The sequence below is a fragment of the Pseudomonas sp. G(2018) genome (genome assembly GCF_005502415.1).
In the GTDB taxonomy this organism is placed as follows: domain Bacteria; phylum Pseudomonadota; class Gammaproteobacteria; order Pseudomonadales; family Pseudomonadaceae; genus Aquipseudomonas.
Window position 1 is genome coordinate 212,229 of the sequence record NZ_SCOO01000005.1, and the last position, 20,771, is coordinate 232,999.

A 20,771-nucleotide genomic window follows, 5' to 3' on the forward strand; every position below is an offset into this window, starting at 1 on the left:
TCAGGACTTATCTGTATATCAGGCGTGCGACCGGAGCGGCACTGGGTTAATCGTCGAGGCGCTCTTCTAACTGGCGCACTTCGTAGGTGAGCTTGTCGAGGAACTGCATGCGCCGCATCAGGCGTTCGGCCCGTTCACGTTGCGCGGCATCGTTCCAGCAAGCTGCGAAGCTTTGGTTCAGTTCATCCTGGGCAGTCTTCAACCGGCGCTTGAACGCGGCAACGCCCGACAAGTCGGCGCTGTCCTGCAGGTCCTCGAGCTCTTCGCGCAATTCCATCTGTTGCAAAAGAAACTCCGGGTCATGCACCGTGACCTCCAGCGGCAGCTCGCCACCATTCAAGGCGAGCAGGTATCGCGCACGCTTGGGGGGACTCTTGAGCGTCTGGTAGGCCTCGTTGAGGCTCGCGGATTGCTCTAGCGCCAGCCGCTGCTCACGCTCGGAGGCGTCAGCAAAGCGGTCCGGATGAACGCTGCGCGCCAGTTCGCGGTAACGCGAAGCCAGCTGATCGAGATCCAGATTGAAACTCGGCTGCAGCTCAAATAAAGCGAAATGACAAGGAGTACCCACGAGCAGCCTCAGATGTTGAAGCTTTCGCCGCAGCCACATTCACCGCGCACGTTGGGGTTGTTGAACTTGAAGCCTTCGTTCAACCCTTCCTTGACGAAATCGAGCTCGGTGCCGTCCAGGTAGGCCAGGCTTTTCGGGTCGATGATCACTTTTTCGCCGTGACTTTCGAACACCTGATCCTCTGCAACCACCTCGTCGACAAACTCCAGCACGTAGGCAAGGCCGGAACAGCCTGTGGTGCGAACACCCAGGCGAATCCCCTCACCTTTGCCGCGCCCGTCGAGGGAGCGTCGCACGTGTCGAGCAGCCGCTTCTGTCATGCTGATAGCCATCGGTGACTCCTTACTCGTCGCCAAATCCTGAAAGTCAGATCAAGCCTTTCTTCTGCTTGTAATCGCGAACGGCCGCCTTGATGGCGTCCTCAGCGAGCACGGAGCAGTGAATTTTCACTGGCGGCAGGGCCAGTTCTTCAGCCAGCTGAGTGTTCTTGATGGTTTCTGCCTCGTCCAGCGTCTTGCCCTTCATCCACTCAGTGGCCAGGGAGCTGGAAGCGATGGCCGAACCGCAGCCATAGGTCTTGAACTTGGCATCTTCGATGATGCCGGCGTCGTTGACCTTGATCTGCAGGCGCATCACGTCGCCGCAAGCCGGCGCGCCGACCATGCCGGTGCCGACATCAGGATCTTCCGCGTCCATCTTGCCGACGTTGCGCGGGTTTTCGTAGTGGTCGATGACCTTTTCGCTGTAAGCCATGGTTCTTAATCCTCACTCATCAGAGAGTCGCTCTTTGAGCCCTGCAACCCGGAGGTTCACAGGGCCGGTTCGCGGCGACTTGAAATCAGTGTGCCGCCCACTCGATTTTCGAAATGTCGACACCGTCTTTGTACATGTCCCACAGCGGCGACAGAGCGCGCAGCTTGGTAACGGCCTCGCAGACTTTCTGCGCGGCATAGTCGATTTCTTCTTCGGTGGTGAAGCGGCCGAAGGTGAAACGGATCGAGCTGTGTGCCAGTTCATCGTTGCGGCCCAGGGCACGCAGCACGTAGGAAGGCTCAAGCGATGCCGAGGTGCAAGCCGAACCGGACGAAACCGCCAGATCCTTGAGTGCCATGATCAGCGACTCGCCTTCAACGTAGTTGAAGCTCAGGTTCAGGTTGTGCGGAACGCGGGCAGTCATGCTGCCGTTGACGTACAGCTCTTCCAGGTGCTCGACCTGCTTGTAGAAGCGGTCGCTCAGGGCCTTGATGCGTGCGTTCTCGGCAGCCATGTCTTCCTTGGCCACGCGGAAGGCTTCGCCCATGCCGACGATCTGGTGGGTCGCCAGGGTACCGGAGCGCATGCCGCGCTCGTGACCGCCGCCGTGCATGGTCGCTTCGATGCGCACACGCGGCTTGCGGCTCACGTACAGGGCGCCGATGCCTTTTGGGCCATAAGTCTTGTGAGCGGAGAACGACATCAGGTCGACTTTCAGCTTCTGCAGGTCGATCTCGACCTTGCCGGTGGACTGAGCGGCGTCGACGTGGAACAGGATGCCTTTGGAACGGGTCAACTCGCCGATGGCGGCGATGTCGTTGACGGTGCCGATTTCGTTGTTCACGTGCATGACCGAAACCAGGATGGTGTCGTCGCGCAGCTCGGCTTCGACCATCTCCGGAGTCACCAGGCCGTCAGTACGAGGCTCAATGTAGGTGACTTCGAAACCTTCACGCTCCAGTTGGCGCATGGTGTCCAGGACAGCCTTGTGCTCAATCTTGGTGGTGATCAGGTGCTTGCCTTTGGTGGCGTAGAAATGTGCCGCACCCTTGATTGCCAGGTTGTCGGATTCGGTGGCACCGGAGGTCCAGACGATTTCGCGCGGGTCGGCATTGACCAGGTCGGCCACCTGACGACGGGCGTTTTCGACGGACTCTTCAGCTTTCCAGCCGAACACGTGGGAACGGGACGCCGGGTTACCGAAGTTTCCGTCGACCAGCAGGCATTCACTCATTTTTTGCGCGACACGCGGATCAACCGGGGTAGTCGCAGAGTAATCAAGGTAAATCGGCAATTTCATGGACTATCTCCTAAATCAGGCTGGCTGGCACGCCGCTAGCTCTCTGGCTGTCATTCGACGGCGGACGCTTCAATCTTGTCCAGGCGTGGCGCCTTGCTGTTGCAACGGCGTTGATCCTGACGCTGGGCTACTTCTTGCACCTCACGGCGAGTCACAAGGTCAGCCAAGCTGATACCGCTCAGAAATTCGTGAATCTGCAGGCTCAGATCGCACCACAAGTGGTGGGTCAGGCAGGTGTCGCCTTGATGGCAATCACCCTGGCCCTGGCATTTGGTGGCATCGACCGATTCGTTCACAGCATCGATCACCTGGGCGACCTGGATACCTTGCATGTCGCGTGACAGCTGGTAACCGCCGCCTGGACCACGAACGCTGGACACCAGGTTGCTGCGGCGCAGCTTGGCGAACAGCTGCTCGAGGTAGGACAGGGAGATGCCTTGGCGCTCGGAGATATCGGCCAGGGACACGGGCCCGTGCTGCGCGTGCAACGCCAGATCGAGCATGGCGGTCACGGCGTATCGGCCTTTTGTAGTCAGTCGCATGGACAATTACCACGGAGTTCGGAATGAGGCGAGTATGCAATTCCCGAGTATTTAAGTCAACTATAAGACCTAGTACTTTAGTCAGGTTTACCCGCAAAGAGCGGGCGCATGATATCAGGGTCTGCGGCTTAATGGCACACCGCTTAGCGCTGTGCCATTGCCTGAATACGACCTACAAAGGCATCAACTGGCTTGACTCTGATCCTTGTCCTTCACACAGGCGAAATCTTCTTCGCGCAGTTCAGGCAGATCCTTGGCACAGTAATTACTGCCCAGATCCTTCAACGCCCCGCACATCCCCTCCAGACGACCATCCACGGCCTGCAGGTGATCAAGCAGTTGATTGATGGCGCGAGCCACCGGGTCCGGCATGTCTTCGCTGACACCATAGGCATCAAAACCGATTTTCTCGGCCATGGCCTTGCGCTTGGCATCTTGCTCTTCATCGGACTTGACGATAATCCGTCCCGGAATCCCGACAACGGTCGCACCCGCCGGCACCGCCTTGGTAACCACCGCATTGGAGCCGACCTTGGCCCCGGCACCGACCGTGAACGGGCCAAGCACCTTGGCGCCTGCGCCGACCACCACACCATCTTCAAGGGTCGGGTGACGCTTACCCTTGTTCCAGCTGGTGCCGCCCAGGGTCACGCCCTGATACAGGGTCACGTCATTGCCGATCTCGGCGGTTTCACCGATGACAATGCCCATGCCGTGGTCAATAAAGAAACGACGACCGACCTTGGCACCCGGATGGATCTCGATCCCGGTCAGCCAGCGACCGAAGTTCGACACCAGCCGTGCCAGCCATTTCAGGTCGGCACGCCACAACATCGATGACAGCCGATGGATCCAGATGGCATGCATGCCCGGGTAGCAGGTCAGGACTTCAAAAGCATTACGCGCTGCTGGATCACGATGGAAAACACTCTGGATATCTTCACGCAAACGCTCGAACATCATTAATCCTTCCGCTTCAGAAGCTCGCCACGGGCCGCTTTTTGGGTTTCCGTGAGGATGCCACGCAATATATTCATTTCCGCCCGGCTGACCGAGCTGCGTCCGTACAACCGGCGCAGGCGCGCCATCAAGTGCCGTGGCTTTTCCGGATCGAGAAACTCAATGGCCACCAGGGTCTGTTCCAGGTGCTCATAGAATCGTTCCAGCTCATCCATGGTCGCCAACTCAGCGCTTTTGACCGATGCCACTTCTTCCTTCTCGACCTTGCTTGGCTGACCTTCGGCCGCCAGCCAGGACATGCGCACTTCATAACTCAACACCTGCACCGCCGCCCCAAGGTTCAGCGAGCTGAACTCAGGGTCGGATGGGATGTGCACGTGATAATGACATCGCTGCAGCTCTTCATTGGTGAGGCCGGAATCTTCACGACCGAACACCAGGGCGATCTCGGCGCCCTGCCCGGCTTCCTCGACCACTTTCGCACCGCATTCGCGGGGATCGAGCAGCGGCCAGGGAATCCGACGGTCACGGGCGCTGGTGCCCAGCACCAGATTGCAGCCGACCAAGGCATCCTCCAAGGTGGCGACGACTTGCGCTTTTTCAAGGATGTCTCCGGCACCGGAGGCACGGGCATCGGCCTCGTGATGCGGGAACAAGCGTGGTTCGACCAGCACCAGCCGCGACAGCCCCATGTTTTTCATGGCGCGCGCGGTCCCGCCGATATTGCCTGGATGGCTGGTATTGACCAGGACGACACGAATGTTTTGCAGCAAGGGAGGCGCTCTCGAACACATTATCGGGAGCAGAATCTTACAGCGCTCACTACCGTTAAGCCATGAAAGCGAACGTCGTCCTTCACCTGTAGAAACTTTCTGATAGAATGCCCGGCTTTCTTTAACAACCTTAGGTGACACATCCATGCAGCCCATGCTGAATATCGCGCTGCGCGCCGCCCGCAGCGCCAGTGAATTGATCTTCCGCTCCATCGAGCGCCTGGATACCATCAAGGTCGACGAAAAAGACGCCAAGGATTACGTATCCGAGGTGGACCGCGCCGCTGAACAGAAAATCATCGACGCGCTGCGCAAGGCTTACCCGAATCATTCGATCATGGGTGAAGAGACCGGCCTGCACGCCGGTACCGGGATCGAAGGCGAAGAGTACCTGTGGATCATCGACCCACTGGACGGCACCACCAACTTCCTGCGCGGCATTCCTCACTTCGCTGTCAGCATCGCCTGCAAATACCGCGGTCGCCTGGAACACGCCGTTGTTCTGGACCCGGTTCGCCAGGAAGAATTCACCGCCAGCCGTGGTCGCGGCGCCCAACTGAACGGTCGTCGCCTGCGCGTCAGCGGCCGGACCAGCCTGGACGGCGCCCTGCTGGGTACCGGCTTCCCGTTCCGCGACGACCAGATGGACAACCTCGACAACTACCTGGGCATGTTCCGCGCCCTGGTTGGCCAGACCGCCGGCATCCGCCGTGCCGGCTCGGCAAGCCTGGACCTGGCCTACGTGGCCGCCGGTCGTTTCGACGCCTTCTGGGAATCGGGACTGTCCGAGTGGGACATGGCCGCAGGCGCCCTGCTGATTCAGGAAGCAGGCGGCCTGGTGAGCGACTTCACCGGTGGTCACGACTTCCTTGAAAAAGGCCACGTCGTTGCCGGTAACACCAAATGCTTCAAGGCAGTCCTGACGGCGATCCAGCCGCACCTGCCAGCCTCGCTGAAGCGCTAAGCGCCCAAGCGACAGAAAAGCACCCTTCGGGGTGCTTTTTTTATGCCTGGAATCCACCCCCGATAACACCACTGCCCCCCCCTGTGGGAGCGAGCCCGCTCGCGAAAGCGGCCTCACATCCAGCAATGATGGCGACTGATACACCGCCTTCGCGAGCAGGCTCGCTCCCACAGGGGCATTAACGGTTGTGCATAAATTCCCGGGCACAAAAAAAGCACCCCGCAGGGTGCTTCTTTTTGAATCTTTGATTTCAGCAGATCAATGAGCCTGCTGATTCTCCGACAAGATCAACTTGCCCTCTTTATCCACTGGAATCTGATTACCAGGATCGCGATCCATTCGCACTTTCCCCTCTTTACCGTCCAGCGAGTAGCGCACGTCGTAACCCACGACCTTGTCACTGATGTCATTCACCGTATTACAACGGGTTTGCGTCGTGGTGTAGGTGTCACGCTCCTGCATGCCCTCCTGAACCTTGTTGCCGGCGTAACCGCCACCGACCGCGCCTGCCACCGTGGCAATTTTCTTGCCGGTGCCGCCGCCGATCTGACTACCCAGCAAACCACCCGCCAGCGCACCTACCACGGTACCGGCGATCTGGTGTTGATCTTTCACCGGCGCTTGCCGGGTAACAGCTACATCCTTGCACACTTCACGTGGAGTCTTGATTTGCGTCTTGACCGGCTCAACGGCGAGTACTTGCGCATACTCAGGACCGTTATCTTTAACCAGGCTGTAGGTGGCCACAGCACCCCCGGCAGTCACACCGACAGCACCCAGTACAGCACCAACCAGCATCGACTTGTTCACATGAACCTCCTGACCATCAAATGCGGGATAAACCCGCGCTTCTCCCAGCCTTGGAGCATAAAAAAAGGCGCGAGTTCAACTCGCGCCTTTTTGGACTACATCGCTGGAGGAAGCTTCCTTCAAGGACGGTCGTCGACTTCCTTCTCGGTATTCACCGTCGGAATCAGGTCTTCGGAACTCAGGTTCAGCCAGATTAGCACCACGTTGGCGATGTAGATCGACGAGTAAGTACCCGCCAGAACACCCACCAGCAGGGCCAGGGAGAAGCCGTACAGGTTGTCGCCACCGAAGAACAGCAGTGCCGCGATCGCCAGCAAGGTGGAAACCGAAGTGGCGATGGTCCGCAGCAGGGTCTGGGTGGTCGAGATGTTGATGTTCTCGATCAGGCTGGCCTTGCGCAGAACGCGGAAGTTCTCACGAACCCGGTCGAATACCACGATGGTGTCGTTGAGCGAGTAACCGATGATCGCCAGCACCGCCGCCAGCACCGTCAGGTCGAAGGTGATCTGGAAGAACGACAGGATACCGATGGTCACGATCACGTCGTGGATCAGGGACACGATCGCACCAACGGCGAATTTCCACTGAAAGCGGAACGCCAGGTAGATCAGGATGCCGCCCAGCGCCATCAGCATGCCGAGGCCGCCCTGGTCGCGCAGTTCCTCACCCACCTGCGGGCCGACGAACTCGACGCGCTTGACCGTTGCAGGGTTGTCGCCGCCTACCTTCTGCAGCGCTTCCGCCACCTGGTGACCCAGTTGCGGATCTTCACCCGGCATGCGCACCAGCAAATCGGTGGTGGCGCCGAAGTTCTGCACCACGGCTTCGTGGTAGCCCGAGGAAACAAGCTGCTCACGCACCTTGGTCACATCGGCCGGACGCTCATAGGTCAGCTCGATGAGCGTACCGCCGGTGAAGTCCAGGCCCCAGTTCATGCCCTTGGTGGCGCAGCTGAACAAGGCCAGAAGCGTGAGAAACAATGTGACGCCGAACGCGAAGTTGCGAACGCCCATGAAGTTGATTGTACGTAACATGGCAGCCCCTTAAATCCACAACTTCTTGAAGTCACGACCGCCGAAGATCAGGTTGACCATCGCGCGGGTGACCATGATGGCCGTGAACATCGAGGTCAGAACCCCGAGGGACATGGTCACGGCGAAGCCCTTGACCGGACCTGTACCCATGGCAAACAGGATCCCGCCCACCAGCAAGGTGGTCAGGTTGGCGTCGAGAATCGCGGTGAATGCGCGACCGAAGCCTTCGTTGATTGCCCGCTGTACGCTCATGCCCGCCGCGATCTCTTCACGAATCCGCGAGAAGATCAGTACGTTGGCGTCGACCGCCATACCCATGGTCAACACGATACCGGCGATACCCGGCAGGGTCAGCGTGGCGCCCAGCAGCGACATCAGTGCCAGCAGCAGCACCATGTTCACACCCAGCGCAACCGTGGCGATGATGCCGAAGAAGCGATAGATGGCGATGATGAACAGCGAGACGAACAGCATGCCCCACAGCGACGCATCTACACCCTTGACGATGTTGTCGGCACCCAGGCTTGGACCAATGGTGCGCTCTTCAGCGAAGTACATCGGTGCCGCCAGACCACCGGCACGCAACAGCAGCGCCAGTTCGGACGATTCGCCCTGGCCGGTCAGGCCGGTAATGCGGAATTGCGCACCCAGCGGCGACTGAATGGTCGCCAGGCTGATGATCTTCTTCTCTTCTTTAAACGACTGAACCGGCACTTCTTTTTCGACGCCGTTGACCACTTGCTTGGTGTAAGTGGTGACCGGGCGCTGTTCGATGAAGATCACTGCCATGCTACGACCGACGTTGGTGCGGGTCGCACGACTCATCAGCTCGCCGCCGTGGCCGTCCAGACGAATGTTCACTTCAGGGGAGCCTTGCTCGCCGAAACCAGCCTTGGCGTCAGTCACCTGGTCGCCAGTGATGATCAGGCCACGCTCGATCTGCGCCGGAGGACGGTTGCCCTCACGGAACTCGAAGGTCTCGGAAGTGGCTTTCGAAGCACCTGGCTCGGCGGCCAGACGGAACTCGAGGTTGGCCGTCTTGCCGAGGATACGCTTGGCTTCTGCGGTGTCCTGTACGCCCGGCAGCTCAACCACGATACGGTTGGCGCCCTGACGCTGGACGATAGGTTCGGCAACACCCAGCTCGTTGACGCGGTTACGTACCGTGGTCAAGTTCTGCTTGATGGAGTATTCGCGGATTTCCGCCAGCTTCGCCGGGGTCATCGCCAGACGCAGTACCGGTTGGCCATTGAGGTCGGCCGGAACAATGTCGAAATCGTTGAAGTTCTTGCGGATGATGGTACGGGCCTGCTCGCGGGTCGCTTCATCGGAGAAGCCCAGCTGAATGGCACCGCCCAGTTGCGGCAGGCTGCGATAGCGCAGTTTCTCTTTACGCAACAGGCTCTTGACGTCGCCTTCGTAGACTTTCAGGCGTGCATCCAGGGCTTTGTCCATGTCCACTTCGAGCAGGAAGTGCACACCACCGGACAAGTCCAGACCCAGCTTCATCGGGTGCGCGGCCAGGCTGCGCAGCCATTGCGGGGTGGTTTGTGCCAGGTTCAGAGCAACGACGTAGTCATCACCCAGCGCCTTGCGCACGACGTCCTTGGCAGGCAACTGGTCTTCAGCCTTGACCAGGCGAATCAGACCGCCCTTGCCGCCGGCAGCCAGGGTGGCGGCCTTGACGTTGATCCCGGCTTCCTTGAGAGCAGCGCTCACACGGTCCAGATCTGCCTGATTGACCTGCAGCGCAGTGCTTGCACCGCTGACCTGAATGGCCGGGTCATCAGGATAAAGATTGGGAGCGGAATAAATCAGACCGATCGCCAGCACCGCCAGGATCAGAATGTATTTCCACAGAGGGTATTTGTTCAGCATCACGCCGCCCGCTTATGACGCGGGGCGCCTTGCGCGCCCCGTCGATTGAGTAGAAGTTGAAACTTAGATCGCTTTCAGCGTGCCTTTTGGCAGCGTGGCGGCGATGGCGCCTTTCTGGAATTTCATTTCGACGGTGTCGGAAACTTCCAGAACGACGAAATCGTCGGCCACTTTAGTGATCTTGCCGGCGATGCCGCCGGTGGTCACGACTTCGTCGCCTTTCTGCAGGCTGCTCAGCAGGTTTTTCTGCTCTTTGGCGCGCTTGGCCTGTGGACGCCAGATCATCAGGTAGAAGATGACCAGGAAGCCGACCAGGAAAATCCACTCAAAGCCGCCGCCCATTGGGGATGCAGCTGCCGGTGCAGCAGCGTCAGCCATGGCATTAGAGATAAAAAAGCTCATTTAGCACTCCAGTTGCAAATGTTGAATCTTGGGGTCAGGAAACTCAGTCCAAAGGCGGAACAGGTAACCCGCGTTTGGCGTAGAAGGCATCGACAAAGGCGGCCAATGTACCCTGTTGAATAGCCTCGCGCAAACCAGCCATAAGCACTTGATAATGACGCAAGTTATGGATGGTATTGAGCATGCTTCCCAGCATTTCGCCGCACTTGTCCAGGTGATGCAGATAAGCGCGGGAGAAGTTCTGGCAGGTATAGCAATCGCAGGTCGGATCCAGCGGCGAATCATCATGGCGATGGAACGCGTTACGGATCTTGATCACGCCAGTATCAATGAACAGATGCCCATTGCGGGCATTACGGGTTGGCATCACGCAATCGAACATGTCCACACCGCGGCGCACACCCTCAACCAGATCTTCCGGCTTGCCAACACCCATAAGGTAACGAGGTTTGTCAGCGGGCATCTGGGCCGGCAGATAATCCAGCACCTTGATCATCTCATGCTTGGGCTCGCCTACCGACAGACCGCCGATCGCCAGACCGTCGAAGCCGATCTTGTCGAGGCCTTCCAGGGAGCGCATGCGCAAATCCTGGTGCATGCCGCCCTGAACGATGCCGAACAGCGCCGCCGTGTTGTCGGCATGGGCGTTTTTCGAGCGCTGAGCCCAACGCAGCGACAACTCCATGGACACGCGGGCGACGTCTTCGTCGGCCGGATACGGCGTGCATTCGTCGAAAATCATCACGATGTCAGAGCCCAGGTCGCGCTGGACCTGCATCGACTCTTCCGGGCCCATGAACACTTTCGCGCCATCGACCGGCGAGGCGAAGGTCACGCCCTCCTCCTTGATCTTGCGCATGGCGCCCAGGCTGAACACCTGGAAACCGCCGGAGTCAGTCAGGATCGGGCCTTTCCACTGCATGAAATCGTGCAGGTCGCCGTGCTTCTTGATCACTTCCATGCCCGGGCGCAGCCACAGGTGGAAGGTGTTGCCCAGGATAATTTCAGCGCCAATCGCCTCGATATCCCGTGGCAGCATGCCCTTGACCGTGCCATAGGTGCCGACCGGCATGAAGGCCGGGGTCTCGACGGTGCCACGGGGGAAGGTCAGGCGACCACGACGAGCCTTGCCATCGGTGGCAAGCAGCTCAAACGACATGCGACATTGGCGACTCATTCTGTTTCCTCTGGGCTCGACTCTTTTGGAGCAGCAGGAGCGGGGTTACGGGTGATGAACATCGCATCACCGTAGCTGAAAAAGCGGTATCCGTTGTCGACCGCGGCTTTATAGGCGGCCATGGTTTCCGGATAACCGGCAAACGCCGAAACCAGCATCAACAGCGTGGATTCGGGCAAATGGAAGTTGGTGACCAGGGCATCGACCACATGAAACGGCCGGCCCGGGTAGATAAAGATGTCCGTATCGCCACTGAACGGCTTGAGTACGCCATCACGGGCAGCGCTTTCCAGGGAACGCACACTGGTGGTCCCCACCGCCACCACCCGACCGCCGCGCGCGCGACAGGCGGCAACGGCATCGACCACGTCCTGGCCGACTTCCAGCCATTCGCTGTGCATGTGATGGTCTTCAATCTTCTCAACCCGCACCGGCTGGAAGGTGCCCGCGCCAACGTGCAAGGTCACGAACGCCGTCTCGACGCCTTTGGCCGCGATGGCCTCCATCAGCACCTGATCGAAATGCAGCCCCGCCGTCGGCGCCGCCACCGCGCCCAAACGCTCGGCGTAGACGGTCTGGTAACGCTCGCGGTCCGCGCCCTCATCCGGGCGGTCTATATAAGGAGGCAACGGCATGTGCCCGACGCGGTCGAGCAGCGGCAACACCTCTTCGGCAAACCCCAGCTCGAACAACGCATCGTGACGCGCCAGCATCTCCGCCTCGCCACCGCCATCGATCAGGATCTTCGACCCCGGCTTGGGCGACTTGCTGGAGCGCACATGGGCCAGCACGCGATGACTGTCGAGCACCCGCTCCACCAGGATTTCCAGCTTGCCGCCGGAAGCCTTCTGGCCAAACAGCCGCGCCGGAATCACCCGGGTATTGTTGAACACCATCAAATCGCCCGGGCGCAAATGCTCAAGCAAATCAGTGAATTGACGGTGTGCCAGGGCGCCGCTGACCCCATCCAGGGTCAACAGGCGACTACCGCGACGCTCGGCCAACGGATGGCGGGCGATCAGCGAATCAGGGAGCTCGAAAGTAAAGTCAGCAACGCGCATGATGGGGTTCGTCTAGCAGGGCCGGGAAGTCTAGCGGAAATATCAAAAATTCTCCATGTACCTGATTGACCGACGGTTATCACCTCTCTATACTTCGCCGCCATTGAGCCCTGATGGCGGAATTGGTAGACGCGGCGGATTCAAAATCCGTTTTCGAAAGGAGTGGGAGTTCGAGTCTCCCTCGGGGCACCAAAATTAAGAAAGGTCTTGCTTAGCAAGGCCTTTTTTTTCGCCTGCGATAAAGTGGCAGACACCCCACCGACCTGTAGGAGCCAGCTTGCTGGCGATGCTTTTTTGATTTTTCGCACCCTCGGTCAGTACGACACTCATCAAGGACTTCACCCATGGAATCGCAACTGGAAACCGTCGCCCTCTTCTCCCTGAAACTGGCTTATGAAACGGAAGGTTCAAGCCCGATTTTGCGGGATGATTTGGTGATGGGCGATTACCAGCGGGATGTGTTTGAGTTGCTGGTGCGCAGAGGTGATGTCGCAACCATCAAGGGCAAAATGGATGAATGCGTGGAGCTGGCGCTTGAGGCGATAGGTGGGGCGGGCACGCCACTGGGTCGAGAGCTGAATAGATTGTCAGTTGAAGTCAACGCAGCGCAGACGCTTGAGCAGCTTGATACTCCGCTCAACACGCTTAAGGATTACTTGAAAGATATTCTGTGAGTTTTTGAGTTGAGCGCAAGGTGAGTGCCTCGTTACTCTGACTGATGCTTCAGCTGGGTTAAGGCGATGGACCGTCCACTTTTCCATCGCGCCAGCAGACAACAACGAAAAACTTTTTTGGCATCACAAGGACGTATCAATGCGGCAAATCGCCCTCAGCAACAAGCCACTCAGAGGCATTCACCGTCGCCTTCGCGCTCTGGAACACTGGGCTTCCACTTTTCGCGACGAATTTCACCCGCGATCCGAGCGCATGGAGCGCTACACACATTGGAAGATCCCGGTGCACGAGGCCCTGGTCGAAGGCCCTCACGCCAGGATCGAAGATCAGGCCTTCTGCATTCAGCAACTGCTCGAAGCTGCCAGCCACCTGTCCAACGCCGCCGACCGCTCACAGGGTTACTACCGGGTCGCTTGCCTGCTGACGTGGCCATGGGTTCATCAGAGCGAGATCACCATATTCTATGATCGGGACTACTACCTGCGCTTTCTCGGTGAGACCAACATGCTCATGCCAGAGCGGATCAGTCATGCTCTTGCGTTGCACACGCCAGCGAATTTCATCGAGCATGGGCATGATGTCACTCAACCTGATGATGAGGTCGCAGTGCAGTGGTGGTGTATTGGGGAACCGGCCTGACACAGAGAAAAGGAAAGACAGACTTTTCCACACTAGGACGGACAGTATGGAAAATAAATCCGCCCCCTTTTTTCATGGAGAGATCAAATCCTATACCCACAAGATTGTGGACTGGGAAGCCAGCCAACTCTACAGGAACGTTCGTCGTCAACATGGCGTAGAAGGCTGGGAAGCTCCGTTTAGAAAAAAGCTGGAAGTCGAACTCCCCAGTAAAGATCTTATGCTGCTGATGGGAACCATCTACCGATTCCCAGGGCAATGGCTGATTGTCAGCCTCGTCTACCCACCTAAGCTACAGCATCAAACAGATCCGCAAATTTCTCTATTTTGATTGGAAGGTGTTTGGCTTGCAGAGAACTCTCCAGCTCTTGAGCGGCTTCTGCAATCAGGCTTCGATGGCAGAAGCTTGAATCCGCCTCATAACAGACCATGCAAATGCGCTGTTCTGCGACGCTGGAGACGAGGTTACTTAACACTGCGTCCTGGGTTCGGATGTAGGCTCGAAAGTCGCGGGAGTACACAGACCAATCGCCATCTAGTTTGTAACGATTTCGTATGGGTTTCGGGCATCCGAGCGGTGGACTGTGTTCATACGAAATGCCTGCTGCAGCCAGGCATTCAGCAAATGCCTTCTTGGAAAAACCCTTTTTTCGAGAGATCGGATATTCCCGGACATCAAGCACCTTGTCGATCTGGGCTTGTTTGAGCCTCGCGATGAACGCGTCGATGGTGAGCCCTTCGTAGCCCGCGGTGTAGATGGTCATGAGTAGTCTCCCTTTGCTTCCGTGCGCATTCGAAGCTAAAAAACGCGGCGGACTATAGCATTCGACGTAGGTTGCCGCCCGATACTGTGATGGGCGGAGCGGTTCTACGATGCCAGAACATGGAGGCGAGGGAGCCGGTGCTTCATGTCTAAAAACTACATCTACATGTAACAGCCGACCTTCAATCCTCATTCACTGCACCACTCCTCGGCGGCGGCCAATGGCCGAAACCCTGAATACAACCGATCCTGCATTTGTGCTGGATGGGCTGGCGCTTTCGCGGGCAAGCCCGCTCCCACAGGATGTTGTGTGTTGTTTGGTATTTGGATTAGCCCCGGGGTTTCGGGGCTTTTTATTGTGGGGCGTTTGGTTGCGCGGTGATGCGGTAGCCAGTCAGGTCAAAGTAGATGCTGGGAAATCAGCTTCGAAATTTCCACCATCGATGTCTTGCCGGTGAATTCGAATTTCACCTTCCCCAGCGATGAGAAGTAGATCTCCAGCTCGGAATCCAAGTCGAACGTGCCTGAGGTTTCTACCGAGTAGGCCACGATGTTTTTGTACGGCAATGAGGTGAAGTCTTTTTTGCTGCCGGTGATGCCCTGGACGTTGACCGATATGATGCGTTTGTTGGTAAAGACCACGCCATCACGCATGGATTTGTAGGCGTCGATGACGAGTTCGCCGTCGATCAACAGGGCGGAGACGCGTTCGGCGTATTCGTCGTTTTGCTTGAGTTTGAAGAATCCTTTGTTGTTGAAATCAATCATCGGTCTTTCCCTGTTTTTCAAATGAACGGCTTGAGCCTGACTTCATACCGTATTTTGATCGAGACTGCAGAGTCAGCCCCCTGCATCTGCTCCGTAGAATCGCCCTCGGTTCTGATGCTTCTTCTCACCCGTAATGCTTGCTATACATCACCCACGACAAGCCCATAGCGGCATTAAGCCACTGACCGAGGCTCCCGTGCCCCGCTCAACTAGACTTAATGGAGAGTCGTAGGCAGAACCGAACACGTCGCTTTGGTGCAGTTCGATCAATAGCCGCGTGGCAAGCTGCCCTTTATGCCCGGTAGAGGTGCGGCGGAGACCGCATCGGGCACAACAAGATGCCCGCCAAGGGTGCCCTGGCCAACGGCCTGAAAATGCCACGATACCGTGACGTGGTGTGAATGCCGCAGCCGACACTTTCGGACGACCGACAACCTTCTGGTTTGTCCGTGACCGTGAGGATTGCTGAATGCCTGATGAGAGTTTGCACCTGTCTGTGGTCAACACCCTGCTGGAGCGCCACAAGGGCACTCCGGGTGCGCTGTTGCCCATTCTTCATGATATTCAGGAACGCATTGGCTACATCCCCGATGCGGCCGTCCCCGAGATTGCCCATGCCCTGAACCTGAGTCAGGCCGAGGTTCGCGGGGTGATCACTTTTTACCATGACTTCCGTACCTCGCCGCCGGCTCGCCATATTCTGCGTTTGTGCCGCGCCGAGTCGTGCCAGAGCCGTGGTGCCGAGCAGTTGGCCGCGCAGTTGCGCGATCGTCTGCAACTGGATGACCACGGCAGCAGCGCCGATGGCAGCATCAGTTTGCGCCCGGTGTATTGCCTGGGTGCCTGCGCCTGCTCGCCGGCGCTGGAGCTGGATGGTCGGGTGCATGCGCGGCTCAGTGCCGAGCGTTTGGATGCCCTGCTTGATGCTTGCCGGGAGGACGCGTGATGCCGACTCTTTATCTGCCCTGTGATTCGCTGGCCCGTGCCGTGGGTGCCGATGAGGTGTCCACGGCGCTGATCACTCAGGCCAGGGAACGCAATCTGCCGCTGGAGCTGCAGCGCACCAGTTCGCGGGGGTTGTATTGGCTGGAACCGCTGCTGGAAGTGGACACTGCGCAAGGCCGGATTGGCTTCGGTCCGCTGACCGCTGCCGATGTGCCGTCCGTGCTCGAGGCGCTGCAAGGTGAGCCGTCCGCTCATCCACTGGCCCTGGGCCGGGTGGAAGAGTTGCCTTATCTCAAGTCTCAGCAACGCCTGCTGTTCGCCCGCGCCGGCATTACCCGGCCATTGTCGCTGGAGGATTATCAGGCCCACGGCGGTTTCGAGGGTTTGAAAAGGGCCATCGCGGTGGGCGGCGAGCAGACCGCGACTGAAGTATTCGATTCAGGCCTGCGTGGCCGTGGCGGCGCGGCCTTCCCCGCCGGGATCAAATGGCGCACGGTGCGCGGCACTCAGGCGGCGCAGAAATACATCGTGTGCAACGCCGACGAAGGCGATTCCGGCACCTTTGCCGACCGTATGTTGATGGAAGGGGACCCCTTTCTGCTGATCGAAGGCATGGCGATTGCCGGCCTCTGCACCGGCGCCACCTTCGGCTACATCTATGTGCGCTCGGAATATCCGGATGCCGTGGCCACTCTGCGTCAGGCACTGAACATCGCCCGTGACGCTGGTTATCTGGGCGCCGATGTCGGCGGCAGCGGTCAGGCCTTCGATATGGAGGTGCGGGTCGGTGCCGGCGCGTATATCTGCGGTGAAGAAACCGCGCTGCTGGATTCGCTGGAAGGCAAGCGCGGGATCGTCCGTGCCAAGCCACCGATTCCTGCGTTGCAGGGCCTGTTCGGTCAACCGACGTTGGTACACAACGTGCTGACCCTGGCTTCGGTGCCGCTGATTCTGGCCAAGGGCGCGCAGTTCTATCGCGATTACGGCATGGGCCGTTCCCTGGGCACCATGCCTTTCCAACTGGCCGGCAATATTCGACACGGCGGCTTGGTGGAACGGGCCTTTGGCCTGACCTTGCGCGAGCTGGTGGAAGACTACGGTGGCGGTACTGCCAGTGGCCGGCCGCTGAAGGCCGCTCAAGTTGGCGGTCCGCTGGGCGCCTGGGTGCCGCCGTCGCAATTCGATACGCCGCTGGATTACGAGGCCTTCGCCGCCATCGGCGCGATGCTCGGTCACGGCGGTGTGGTGGTGGCTGATGACACATTGGACATGGCCCACATGGCCCGTTTTGCCATGCAGTTCTGCGCTGAGGAATCCTGCGGTAAATGCACGCCGTGCCGCATCGGCTCGACCCGTGGCGTGGAGGTGATCGACCGCTTGCTGGCCGCACCGGATCAGGCCGGTCGTGATGAGCAGGTGATTATCCTCAAGGACCTGTGCGACACGCTGCAATACGGTTCGCTGTGCGCGCTGGGCGGCATGACTTCCTATCCGGTTGCCAGCGCCCTCAAGTACTTCCCCGCCGACTTCGGTCTGCAAGCCTCGGAGGCCGAGCAATGATTACTCTCTTCGACCCGAAAACCGATATCGATTTAGGCACGCCGGCCCGCGAAAGCGATGTGCAGATCACCCTGAACATCGACGGCCGCAGCATCTCCGTGCCCGAAGGCACCTCAGTGATGCGCGCCGCCGCGCTGCTGGGCACCACCATTCCGAAACTCTGTGCCACCGACAGCCTGGAAGCCTTCGGCTCCTGCCGCATGTGCCTGGTGGAGATCGACGGCATGCGCGGCTACCCCGCGTCCTGCACAACGCCGGTCACCGAAGGCATGACCGTACACACCCAGACGCCGAAGCTCGCGACCCTGCGGCGCAACGTCATGGAGTTGTACATCTCCGATCACCCGCTGGACTGCCTGACCTGCTCGGCCAACGGCAACTGCGAGCTGCAAACCGTCGCCGGTCAGGTTGGCCTGCGCGAGGTGCGTTACGGCTATGAAGGCGAGAACCATCTGGAGGACGTGAAAGACACCTCCAACCCTTATTTCGACTACGACCCGAGCAAGTGCATCGTCTGCAACCGCTGCGTGCGTGCCTGTGAAGAAACCCAGGGTACTTTCGCCCTGACCATCACCGGGCGCGGTTTTGAATCCCGCGTGGCCGCTGCCGGCGGTGACAACTTCCTCGACTCCGAATGCGTGTCCTGCGGCGCCTGTGTGCAGGCCTGCCCTACCGCGACGCTGATGGAAAAAAGCGTGGTCGAACTGGGCCAGCCGGAACGCAGCGTAATCACCACCTGTGCCTATTGCGGCGTGGGCTGCTCGTTCCGCGCCGAGATGAAAGGTGACCAACTGGTGCGCATGGTTCCGGACAAGAACGGCCAGGCCAACCATGGCCACTCCTGCGTCAAGGGGCGCTTTGCCTGGGGCTACGCCACCCACCCGGATCGCATCACCAAACCGATGATCCGCAAAAACATCAGCGACCCGTGGCAAGAAGTCAGCTGGGACGAAGCGGTGACGTACGCCGCCAGCGAATTCCGTCGCTTGCAACAGAAATACGGCCGCGATTCCATCGGTGGTATCACCTCCAGCCGTTGCACCAACGAAGAAACCTACCTGGTGCAGAAACTGGTGCGCGCCGCCTTCGGCAATAACAACGTCGACACCTGTGCGCGGGTCTGCCATTCGCCGACCGGTTATGGCCTGAAACAAACCTTGGGCGAGTCCGCCGGCACCCAGAGCTTCGACTCGGTGATGCAGGCTGATGTGATCCTGGTGATGGGCGCCAACCCCAGCGATGCGCACCCGGTGTTCGCCTCGCAACTCAAGCGTCGCCTGCGTGAAGGTGCACGGCTGATCGTCATCGATCCACGCCGTATCGATCTGGTGGATTCGGTGCATGCCCGCGCCGAATATCACCTGGCCCTGCGCCCCGGCACCAACGTCGCCATGCTCAACGCCTTGGCCCACACGATCATCACCGAAAACCTGCAAGACCAGCCCTTTATCGACGCCCGTTGCGAGGGCAACGATTTCGCCCGCTGGAGCGAGTTTGTCAGCCGTGCGGAGAATTCGCCGGAAGCCCTTGGCCCTGTCTGCGGCGTCGAACCTGCCGACATTCGTGCCGCCGCTCGTTTGTATGCCACCGGCGGCAACGCCGCGATTTACTACGGCCTGGGCGTCACCGAGCACAGCCAGGGCAGCACCGCCGTCATGGGCATCGCCAACCTGGCCATGGCCACCGGCAACATCGGCCGCGAAGGCGTGGGCGTGAACCCGTTGCGTGGGCAGAACAACGTTCAGGGCTCCTGCGACATGGGCTCCTTCCCCCACGAGTTGCCCGGCTACCGGCACATCTCCAACGAAACGGTGCGTACGCAGTTCGAACAGGCGTGGAACGTCACCCTGCAACCCGATCCGGGCCTGCGTATTCCCAACATGTTCGAGTCGGCGCTGGCGGGCAGCTTCAAAGGCCTGTATTGCCAGGGCGAAGACATCGCCCAAAGCGACCCGAATACCCAGCACGTCACTGCGGCGCTGTCGGCCATGGAATGCGTGGTGGTGCAGGACATTTTCCTCAACGAAACCGCCAAGTTCGCCCACGTGTTCCTGCCGGGCGCTTCGTTCCTGGAAAAGGACGGCACTTTCACCAACGCCGAGCGCCGTATTTCCCGGGTACGCAAAGTCATGGACCCGCTCGGCGGCAAGGCCGACTGGGAAGGCACCGTGGCCCTGGCCAACGCCTTGGGCTATCCGATGAACTACAAGCACCCATCGGAAATCATGGATGAAATCGCCAGCCTGACGCCGACCTTCACCAACGTCAGCTACGCCGAACTGGAGCGCCACGGCAGCCTGCAATGGCCGTGCAACGCTGCGGCACCGGATGGCACGCCGACCATGCACATCGAGCAGTTCGTGCGCGGCAAGGGGCGCTTCATGCTCACCGGCTATGTGCCCACCGAGGAGAAGGTCAACAGCCGCTATCCACTGCTGCTGACCACCGGGCGCATCCTCAGCCAGTACAACGTCGGCGCCCAGACCCGACGCACCGAGAACGTCGCCTGGCACGACGAGGACCGCCTGGAAATCCACCCGACCGACGCCGAAAGCCGTGGCATCAATGAAGGTGACTGGGTCGGCATCGGCAGCCGTGCCGGGCAGACCGTACTGCGTGCGAAAGTCACGGAACGGGTCGCCCCGGGCGTGGTGTACACCACCTTCCACTTCCCGGAATCGGGGGCCAACGTGATCACCACGGACAACTCCGACTGGGCCACCAACTGTCCGGAGTACAAGGTCACCGCCGTGGAAGTCAGCCGCGTCTACCACCCTTCCGAGTGGCAAAAACGCTTCCAGGAATTCACCGACGAACAGCACCGCCTACTCAAGGAACGCCGTCAAGGTGCCAAAGCGGAGGTGCGCCGATGAGTACTGAGAACCTGATCAAAATGGCCAACCAGATCGCCCAGTACTTCGCCAGCGAGCCGGACCAGCAACAGGCTGTACTGGGTGTGCGTAACCATTTGCAAATGTACTGGACGCCGGGCATGCGCAAGGAATTGCTGGCCTGGCAGACCGAGCACCACGGGGCGGATATGCATCCGTTGGCGCAAGAGGCGGTCAGTGGGGCGGGGTGGGAAGCCTGAAACTTAATTAAGTGAAACCCATCCCCTGTAGGAGCGAGCATGCTCGCGATGGACGTCAACGATAACGCGGGCTGTCTGGATGCCCGCGTTGTATGGACTTGCATCGCG

At 59.3% G+C, this 20,771-nt stretch carries 24 protein-coding genes and 1 tRNA gene; 9 read left to right on the forward strand and 16 right to left on the reverse strand.

Annotated features, from left to right (window positions below; translation table 11 throughout):
* Window positions 1–46: 46 nt before the first annotated feature.
* From hscB to trmJ, 7 genes are all read right to left on the reverse strand, one after another.
* The gene (gene hscB / locus FFS64_RS07415) at window positions 47–568 is read right to left on the reverse strand and encodes a co-chaperone HscB (RefSeq protein WP_095193778.1); all 522 of its coding nucleotides are present in this window, start codon (window positions 566–568) and stop codon (window positions 47–49) included.
* Window positions 569–576: 8 nt separating this feature from the next.
* Window positions 577–900: an iron-sulfur cluster assembly protein IscA gene (gene iscA, locus FFS64_RS07420; protein ID WP_003227904.1), complete on the reverse strand. Its 324-nt coding sequence runs from the start codon at window positions 898–900 to the stop codon at window positions 577–579.
* A gap of 34 nt (window positions 901–934) precedes the next feature.
* On the reverse strand, window positions 935–1,321 hold the full coding sequence (gene iscU / locus FFS64_RS07425; protein WP_007974006.1) for a Fe-S cluster assembly scaffold IscU: 387 nt from the start codon (window positions 1,319–1,321) through the stop codon (window positions 935–937).
* 85 nt (window positions 1,322–1,406) lie between these two features.
* Window positions 1,407–2,621 (reverse strand): IscS subfamily cysteine desulfurase, encoded by a 1,215-nt coding sequence (locus tag FFS64_RS07430; protein WP_137804819.1) that lies wholly within the window; start codon window positions 2,619–2,621, stop codon window positions 1,407–1,409.
* A gap of 50 nt (window positions 2,622–2,671) precedes the next feature.
* Entirely contained in the window at window positions 2,672–3,163 is a 492-nt protein-coding gene (gene iscR, locus FFS64_RS07435) for a Fe-S cluster assembly transcriptional regulator IscR (RefSeq protein WP_007903581.1), read from the reverse strand.
* Window positions 3,164–3,346: 183 nt separating this feature from the next.
* The gene (gene cysE / locus FFS64_RS07440; RefSeq protein WP_137804885.1) at window positions 3,347–4,123 is read right to left on the reverse strand and encodes a serine O-acetyltransferase; all 777 of its coding nucleotides are present in this window, start codon (window positions 4,121–4,123) and stop codon (window positions 3,347–3,349) included.
* Between the two features lie 2 nt (window positions 4,124–4,125).
* The gene (gene trmJ, locus FFS64_RS07445) at window positions 4,126–4,896 is read right to left on the reverse strand and encodes a tRNA (cytosine(32)/uridine(32)-2'-O)-methyltransferase TrmJ (RefSeq protein ID WP_095193781.1); all 771 of its coding nucleotides are present in this window, start codon (window positions 4,894–4,896) and stop codon (window positions 4,126–4,128) included.
* Between the two features lie 145 nt (window positions 4,897–5,041).
* Here trmJ and suhB point away from each other — a divergent pair, with 145 nt between their 5' ends.
* Window positions 5,042–5,860, forward strand: a complete 819-nt coding sequence (suhB, locus tag FFS64_RS07450) for an inositol-phosphate phosphatase (RefSeq protein ID WP_007941397.1) — start codon at window positions 5,042–5,044, stop codon at window positions 5,858–5,860.
* 258 nt (window positions 5,861–6,118) lie between these two features.
* Here suhB and FFS64_RS07455 read toward each other — a convergent pair whose 3' ends face one another.
* The 6 genes from FFS64_RS07455 to queA form a co-directional block, all read right to left on the reverse strand.
* The gene (locus FFS64_RS07455) at window positions 6,119–6,670 is read right to left on the reverse strand and encodes a glycine zipper 2TM domain-containing protein (RefSeq protein ID WP_137804820.1); all 552 of its coding nucleotides are present in this window, start codon (window positions 6,668–6,670) and stop codon (window positions 6,119–6,121) included.
* Window positions 6,671–6,789: 119 nt separating this feature from the next.
* Window positions 6,790–7,704, reverse strand: coding sequence for a protein translocase subunit SecF (gene secF, locus FFS64_RS07460; RefSeq protein ID WP_137804821.1), 915 nt, complete (start codon window positions 7,702–7,704; stop codon window positions 6,790–6,792).
* Window positions 7,705–7,713: 9 nt separating this feature from the next.
* The gene (secD, locus tag FFS64_RS07465; RefSeq protein ID WP_137804822.1) at window positions 7,714–9,582 is read right to left on the reverse strand and encodes a protein translocase subunit SecD; all 1,869 of its coding nucleotides are present in this window, start codon (window positions 9,580–9,582) and stop codon (window positions 7,714–7,716) included.
* A gap of 63 nt (window positions 9,583–9,645) precedes the next feature.
* Entirely contained in the window at window positions 9,646–9,984 is a 339-nt protein-coding gene (gene yajC, locus FFS64_RS07470; protein WP_016773317.1) for a preprotein translocase subunit YajC, read from the reverse strand.
* A 43-nt stretch (window positions 9,985–10,027) separates the two neighbouring features.
* Complete coding sequence (tgt, locus tag FFS64_RS07475) at window positions 10,028–11,143, reverse strand: tRNA guanosine(34) transglycosylase Tgt (RefSeq protein ID WP_162634923.1); 1,116 nt, start codon at window positions 11,141–11,143, stop codon at window positions 10,028–10,030.
* 14 nt (window positions 11,144–11,157) lie between these two features.
* Complete coding sequence (queA, locus tag FFS64_RS07480; protein WP_137804823.1) at window positions 11,158–12,222, reverse strand: tRNA preQ1(34) S-adenosylmethionine ribosyltransferase-isomerase QueA; 1,065 nt, start codon at window positions 12,220–12,222, stop codon at window positions 11,158–11,160.
* Between the two features lie 107 nt (window positions 12,223–12,329).
* Here queA and FFS64_RS07485 point away from each other — a divergent pair.
* Window positions 12,330–12,414 (forward strand) — tRNA-Leu (locus tag FFS64_RS07485).
* Window positions 12,415–12,417: 3 nt separating this feature from the next.
* Here the strand turns inward: FFS64_RS07485 and FFS64_RS31630 are convergent.
* On the reverse strand, window positions 12,418–12,552 hold the full coding sequence (locus tag FFS64_RS31630) for a hypothetical protein (protein ID WP_256660418.1): 135 nt from the start codon (window positions 12,550–12,552) through the stop codon (window positions 12,418–12,420).
* 14 nt (window positions 12,553–12,566) lie between these two features.
* On the opposite strand from FFS64_RS31630, the gene FFS64_RS07490 reads away from it, so the two are divergent.
* The 3 genes from FFS64_RS07490 to FFS64_RS07500 all read left to right on the forward strand — a co-directional run bounded on the left by FFS64_RS07490 (window position 12,567) and on the right by FFS64_RS07500 (window position 13,867).
* Window positions 12,567–12,896, forward strand: coding sequence for a hypothetical protein (locus FFS64_RS07490; RefSeq protein ID WP_137804824.1), 330 nt, complete (start codon window positions 12,567–12,569; stop codon window positions 12,894–12,896).
* Between the two features lie 139 nt (window positions 12,897–13,035).
* Entirely contained in the window at window positions 13,036–13,536 is a 501-nt protein-coding gene (locus tag FFS64_RS07495) for a DUF3916 domain-containing protein (RefSeq protein ID WP_137804825.1), read from the forward strand.
* A gap of 46 nt (window positions 13,537–13,582) precedes the next feature.
* Window positions 13,583–13,867 carry a hypothetical protein gene (locus tag FFS64_RS07500; RefSeq protein WP_177498733.1) on the forward strand — a complete coding sequence of 95 codons (285 nt, stop codon included), beginning with the start codon at window positions 13,583–13,585 and terminating at the stop codon, window positions 13,865–13,867.
* Here FFS64_RS07500 and FFS64_RS07505 read toward each other — a convergent pair.
* Window positions 13,824–14,300, reverse strand: coding sequence for a DUF488 family protein (locus FFS64_RS07505; RefSeq protein WP_137804826.1), 477 nt, complete (start codon window positions 14,298–14,300; stop codon window positions 13,824–13,826). The genes FFS64_RS07500 and FFS64_RS07505 overlap by 44 nt on opposite strands.
* Before the next feature lie 398 nt (window positions 14,301–14,698).
* The gene (locus FFS64_RS07510) at window positions 14,699–15,067 is read right to left on the reverse strand and encodes a PH domain-containing protein (RefSeq protein ID WP_137804827.1); all 369 of its coding nucleotides are present in this window, start codon (window positions 15,065–15,067) and stop codon (window positions 14,699–14,701) included.
* A gap of 469 nt (window positions 15,068–15,536) precedes the next feature.
* Here FFS64_RS07510 and FFS64_RS07515 point away from each other — a divergent pair, with 469 nt between their 5' ends.
* The 4 genes from FFS64_RS07515 to FFS64_RS07530 are packed head-to-tail and all read left to right on the forward strand — an operon-like array spanning window position 15,537 to window position 20,663.
* Window positions 15,537–16,013 (forward strand): formate dehydrogenase subunit gamma, encoded by a 477-nt coding sequence (locus FFS64_RS07515; RefSeq protein ID WP_137804828.1) that lies wholly within the window; start codon window positions 15,537–15,539, stop codon window positions 16,011–16,013.
* Entirely contained in the window at window positions 16,013–17,572 is a 1,560-nt protein-coding gene (locus FFS64_RS07520) for an NADH-quinone oxidoreductase subunit NuoF (RefSeq protein ID WP_137804829.1), read from the forward strand. Before FFS64_RS07515 ends, FFS64_RS07520 begins: the two co-directional genes overlap by 1 nt.
* Entirely contained in the window at window positions 17,569–20,445 is a 2,877-nt protein-coding gene (gene fdhF, locus FFS64_RS07525; protein WP_137804830.1) for a formate dehydrogenase subunit alpha, read from the forward strand. The genes FFS64_RS07520 and fdhF overlap by 4 nt, the downstream gene beginning before the upstream one ends.
* Complete coding sequence (locus FFS64_RS07530; RefSeq protein WP_137804831.1) at window positions 20,442–20,663, forward strand: formate dehydrogenase subunit delta; 222 nt, start codon at window positions 20,442–20,444, stop codon at window positions 20,661–20,663. The genes fdhF and FFS64_RS07530 overlap by 4 nt, the downstream gene beginning before the upstream one ends.
* The last annotated feature ends 108 nt before the right edge of the window (window positions 20,664–20,771 follow it).

Coding starts and splice junctions, on each gene's coding strand:
- FFS64_RS07505 (WP_137804826.1), bottom strand. CDS start 14,300: ATGACCATCTACACCGCGGGCTACGAAGGGCTCACCATCGACGCGTTC.
- FFS64_RS31630 (WP_256660418.1), bottom strand. CDS start 12,552: ATGAGTGTCGTACTGACCGAGGGTGCGAAAAATCAAAAAAGCATCGCC.
- queA (WP_137804823.1), bottom strand. CDS start 12,222: ATGCGCGTTGCTGACTTTACTTTCGAGCTCCCTGATTCGCTGATCGCC.
- FFS64_RS07500 (WP_177498733.1), top strand. CDS start 13,583: ATGGAAAATAAATCCGCCCCCTTTTTTCATGGAGAGATCAAATCCTAT.
- yajC (WP_016773317.1), bottom strand. CDS start 9,984: ATGAGCTTTTTTATCTCTAATGCCATGGCTGACGCTGCTGCACCGGCA.
- FFS64_RS07510 (WP_137804827.1), bottom strand. CDS start 15,067: ATGATTGATTTCAACAACAAAGGATTCTTCAAACTCAAGCAAAACGAC.
- secF (WP_137804821.1), bottom strand. CDS start 7,704: ATGTTACGTACAATCAACTTCATGGGCGTTCGCAACTTCGCGTTCGGC.
- cysE (WP_137804885.1), bottom strand. CDS start 4,123: ATGTTCGAGCGTTTGCGTGAAGATATCCAGAGTGTTTTCCATCGTGAT.
- FFS64_RS07430 (WP_137804819.1), bottom strand. CDS start 2,621: ATGAAATTGCCGATTTACCTTGATTACTCTGCGACTACCCCGGTTGAT.
- suhB (WP_007941397.1), top strand. CDS start 5,042: ATGCAGCCCATGCTGAATATCGCGCTGCGCGCCGCCCGCAGCGCCAGT.
- FFS64_RS07530 (WP_137804831.1), top strand. CDS start 20,442: ATGAGTACTGAGAACCTGATCAAAATGGCCAACCAGATCGCCCAGTAC.
- FFS64_RS07520 (WP_137804829.1), top strand. CDS start 16,013: ATGCCGACTCTTTATCTGCCCTGTGATTCGCTGGCCCGTGCCGTGGGT.
- FFS64_RS07495 (WP_137804825.1), top strand. CDS start 13,036: ATGCGGCAAATCGCCCTCAGCAACAAGCCACTCAGAGGCATTCACCGT.
- iscA (WP_003227904.1), bottom strand. CDS start 900: ATGGCTATCAGCATGACAGAAGCGGCTGCTCGACACGTGCGACGCTCC.
- FFS64_RS07490 (WP_137804824.1), top strand. CDS start 12,567: ATGGAATCGCAACTGGAAACCGTCGCCCTCTTCTCCCTGAAACTGGCT.
- secD (WP_137804822.1), bottom strand. CDS start 9,582: ATGCTGAACAAATACCCTCTGTGGAAATACATTCTGATCCTGGCGGTG.
- iscR (WP_007903581.1), bottom strand. CDS start 3,163: ATGCGACTGACTACAAAAGGCCGATACGCCGTGACCGCCATGCTCGAT.
- iscU (WP_007974006.1), bottom strand. CDS start 1,321: ATGGCTTACAGCGAAAAGGTCATCGACCACTACGAAAACCCGCGCAAC.
- tgt (WP_162634923.1), bottom strand. CDS start 11,143: ATGTCGTTTGAGCTGCTTGCCACCGATGGCAAGGCTCGTCGTGGTCGC.
- FFS64_RS07515 (WP_137804828.1), top strand. CDS start 15,537: ATGCCTGATGAGAGTTTGCACCTGTCTGTGGTCAACACCCTGCTGGAG.
- fdhF (WP_137804830.1), top strand. CDS start 17,569: ATGATTACTCTCTTCGACCCGAAAACCGATATCGATTTAGGCACGCCG.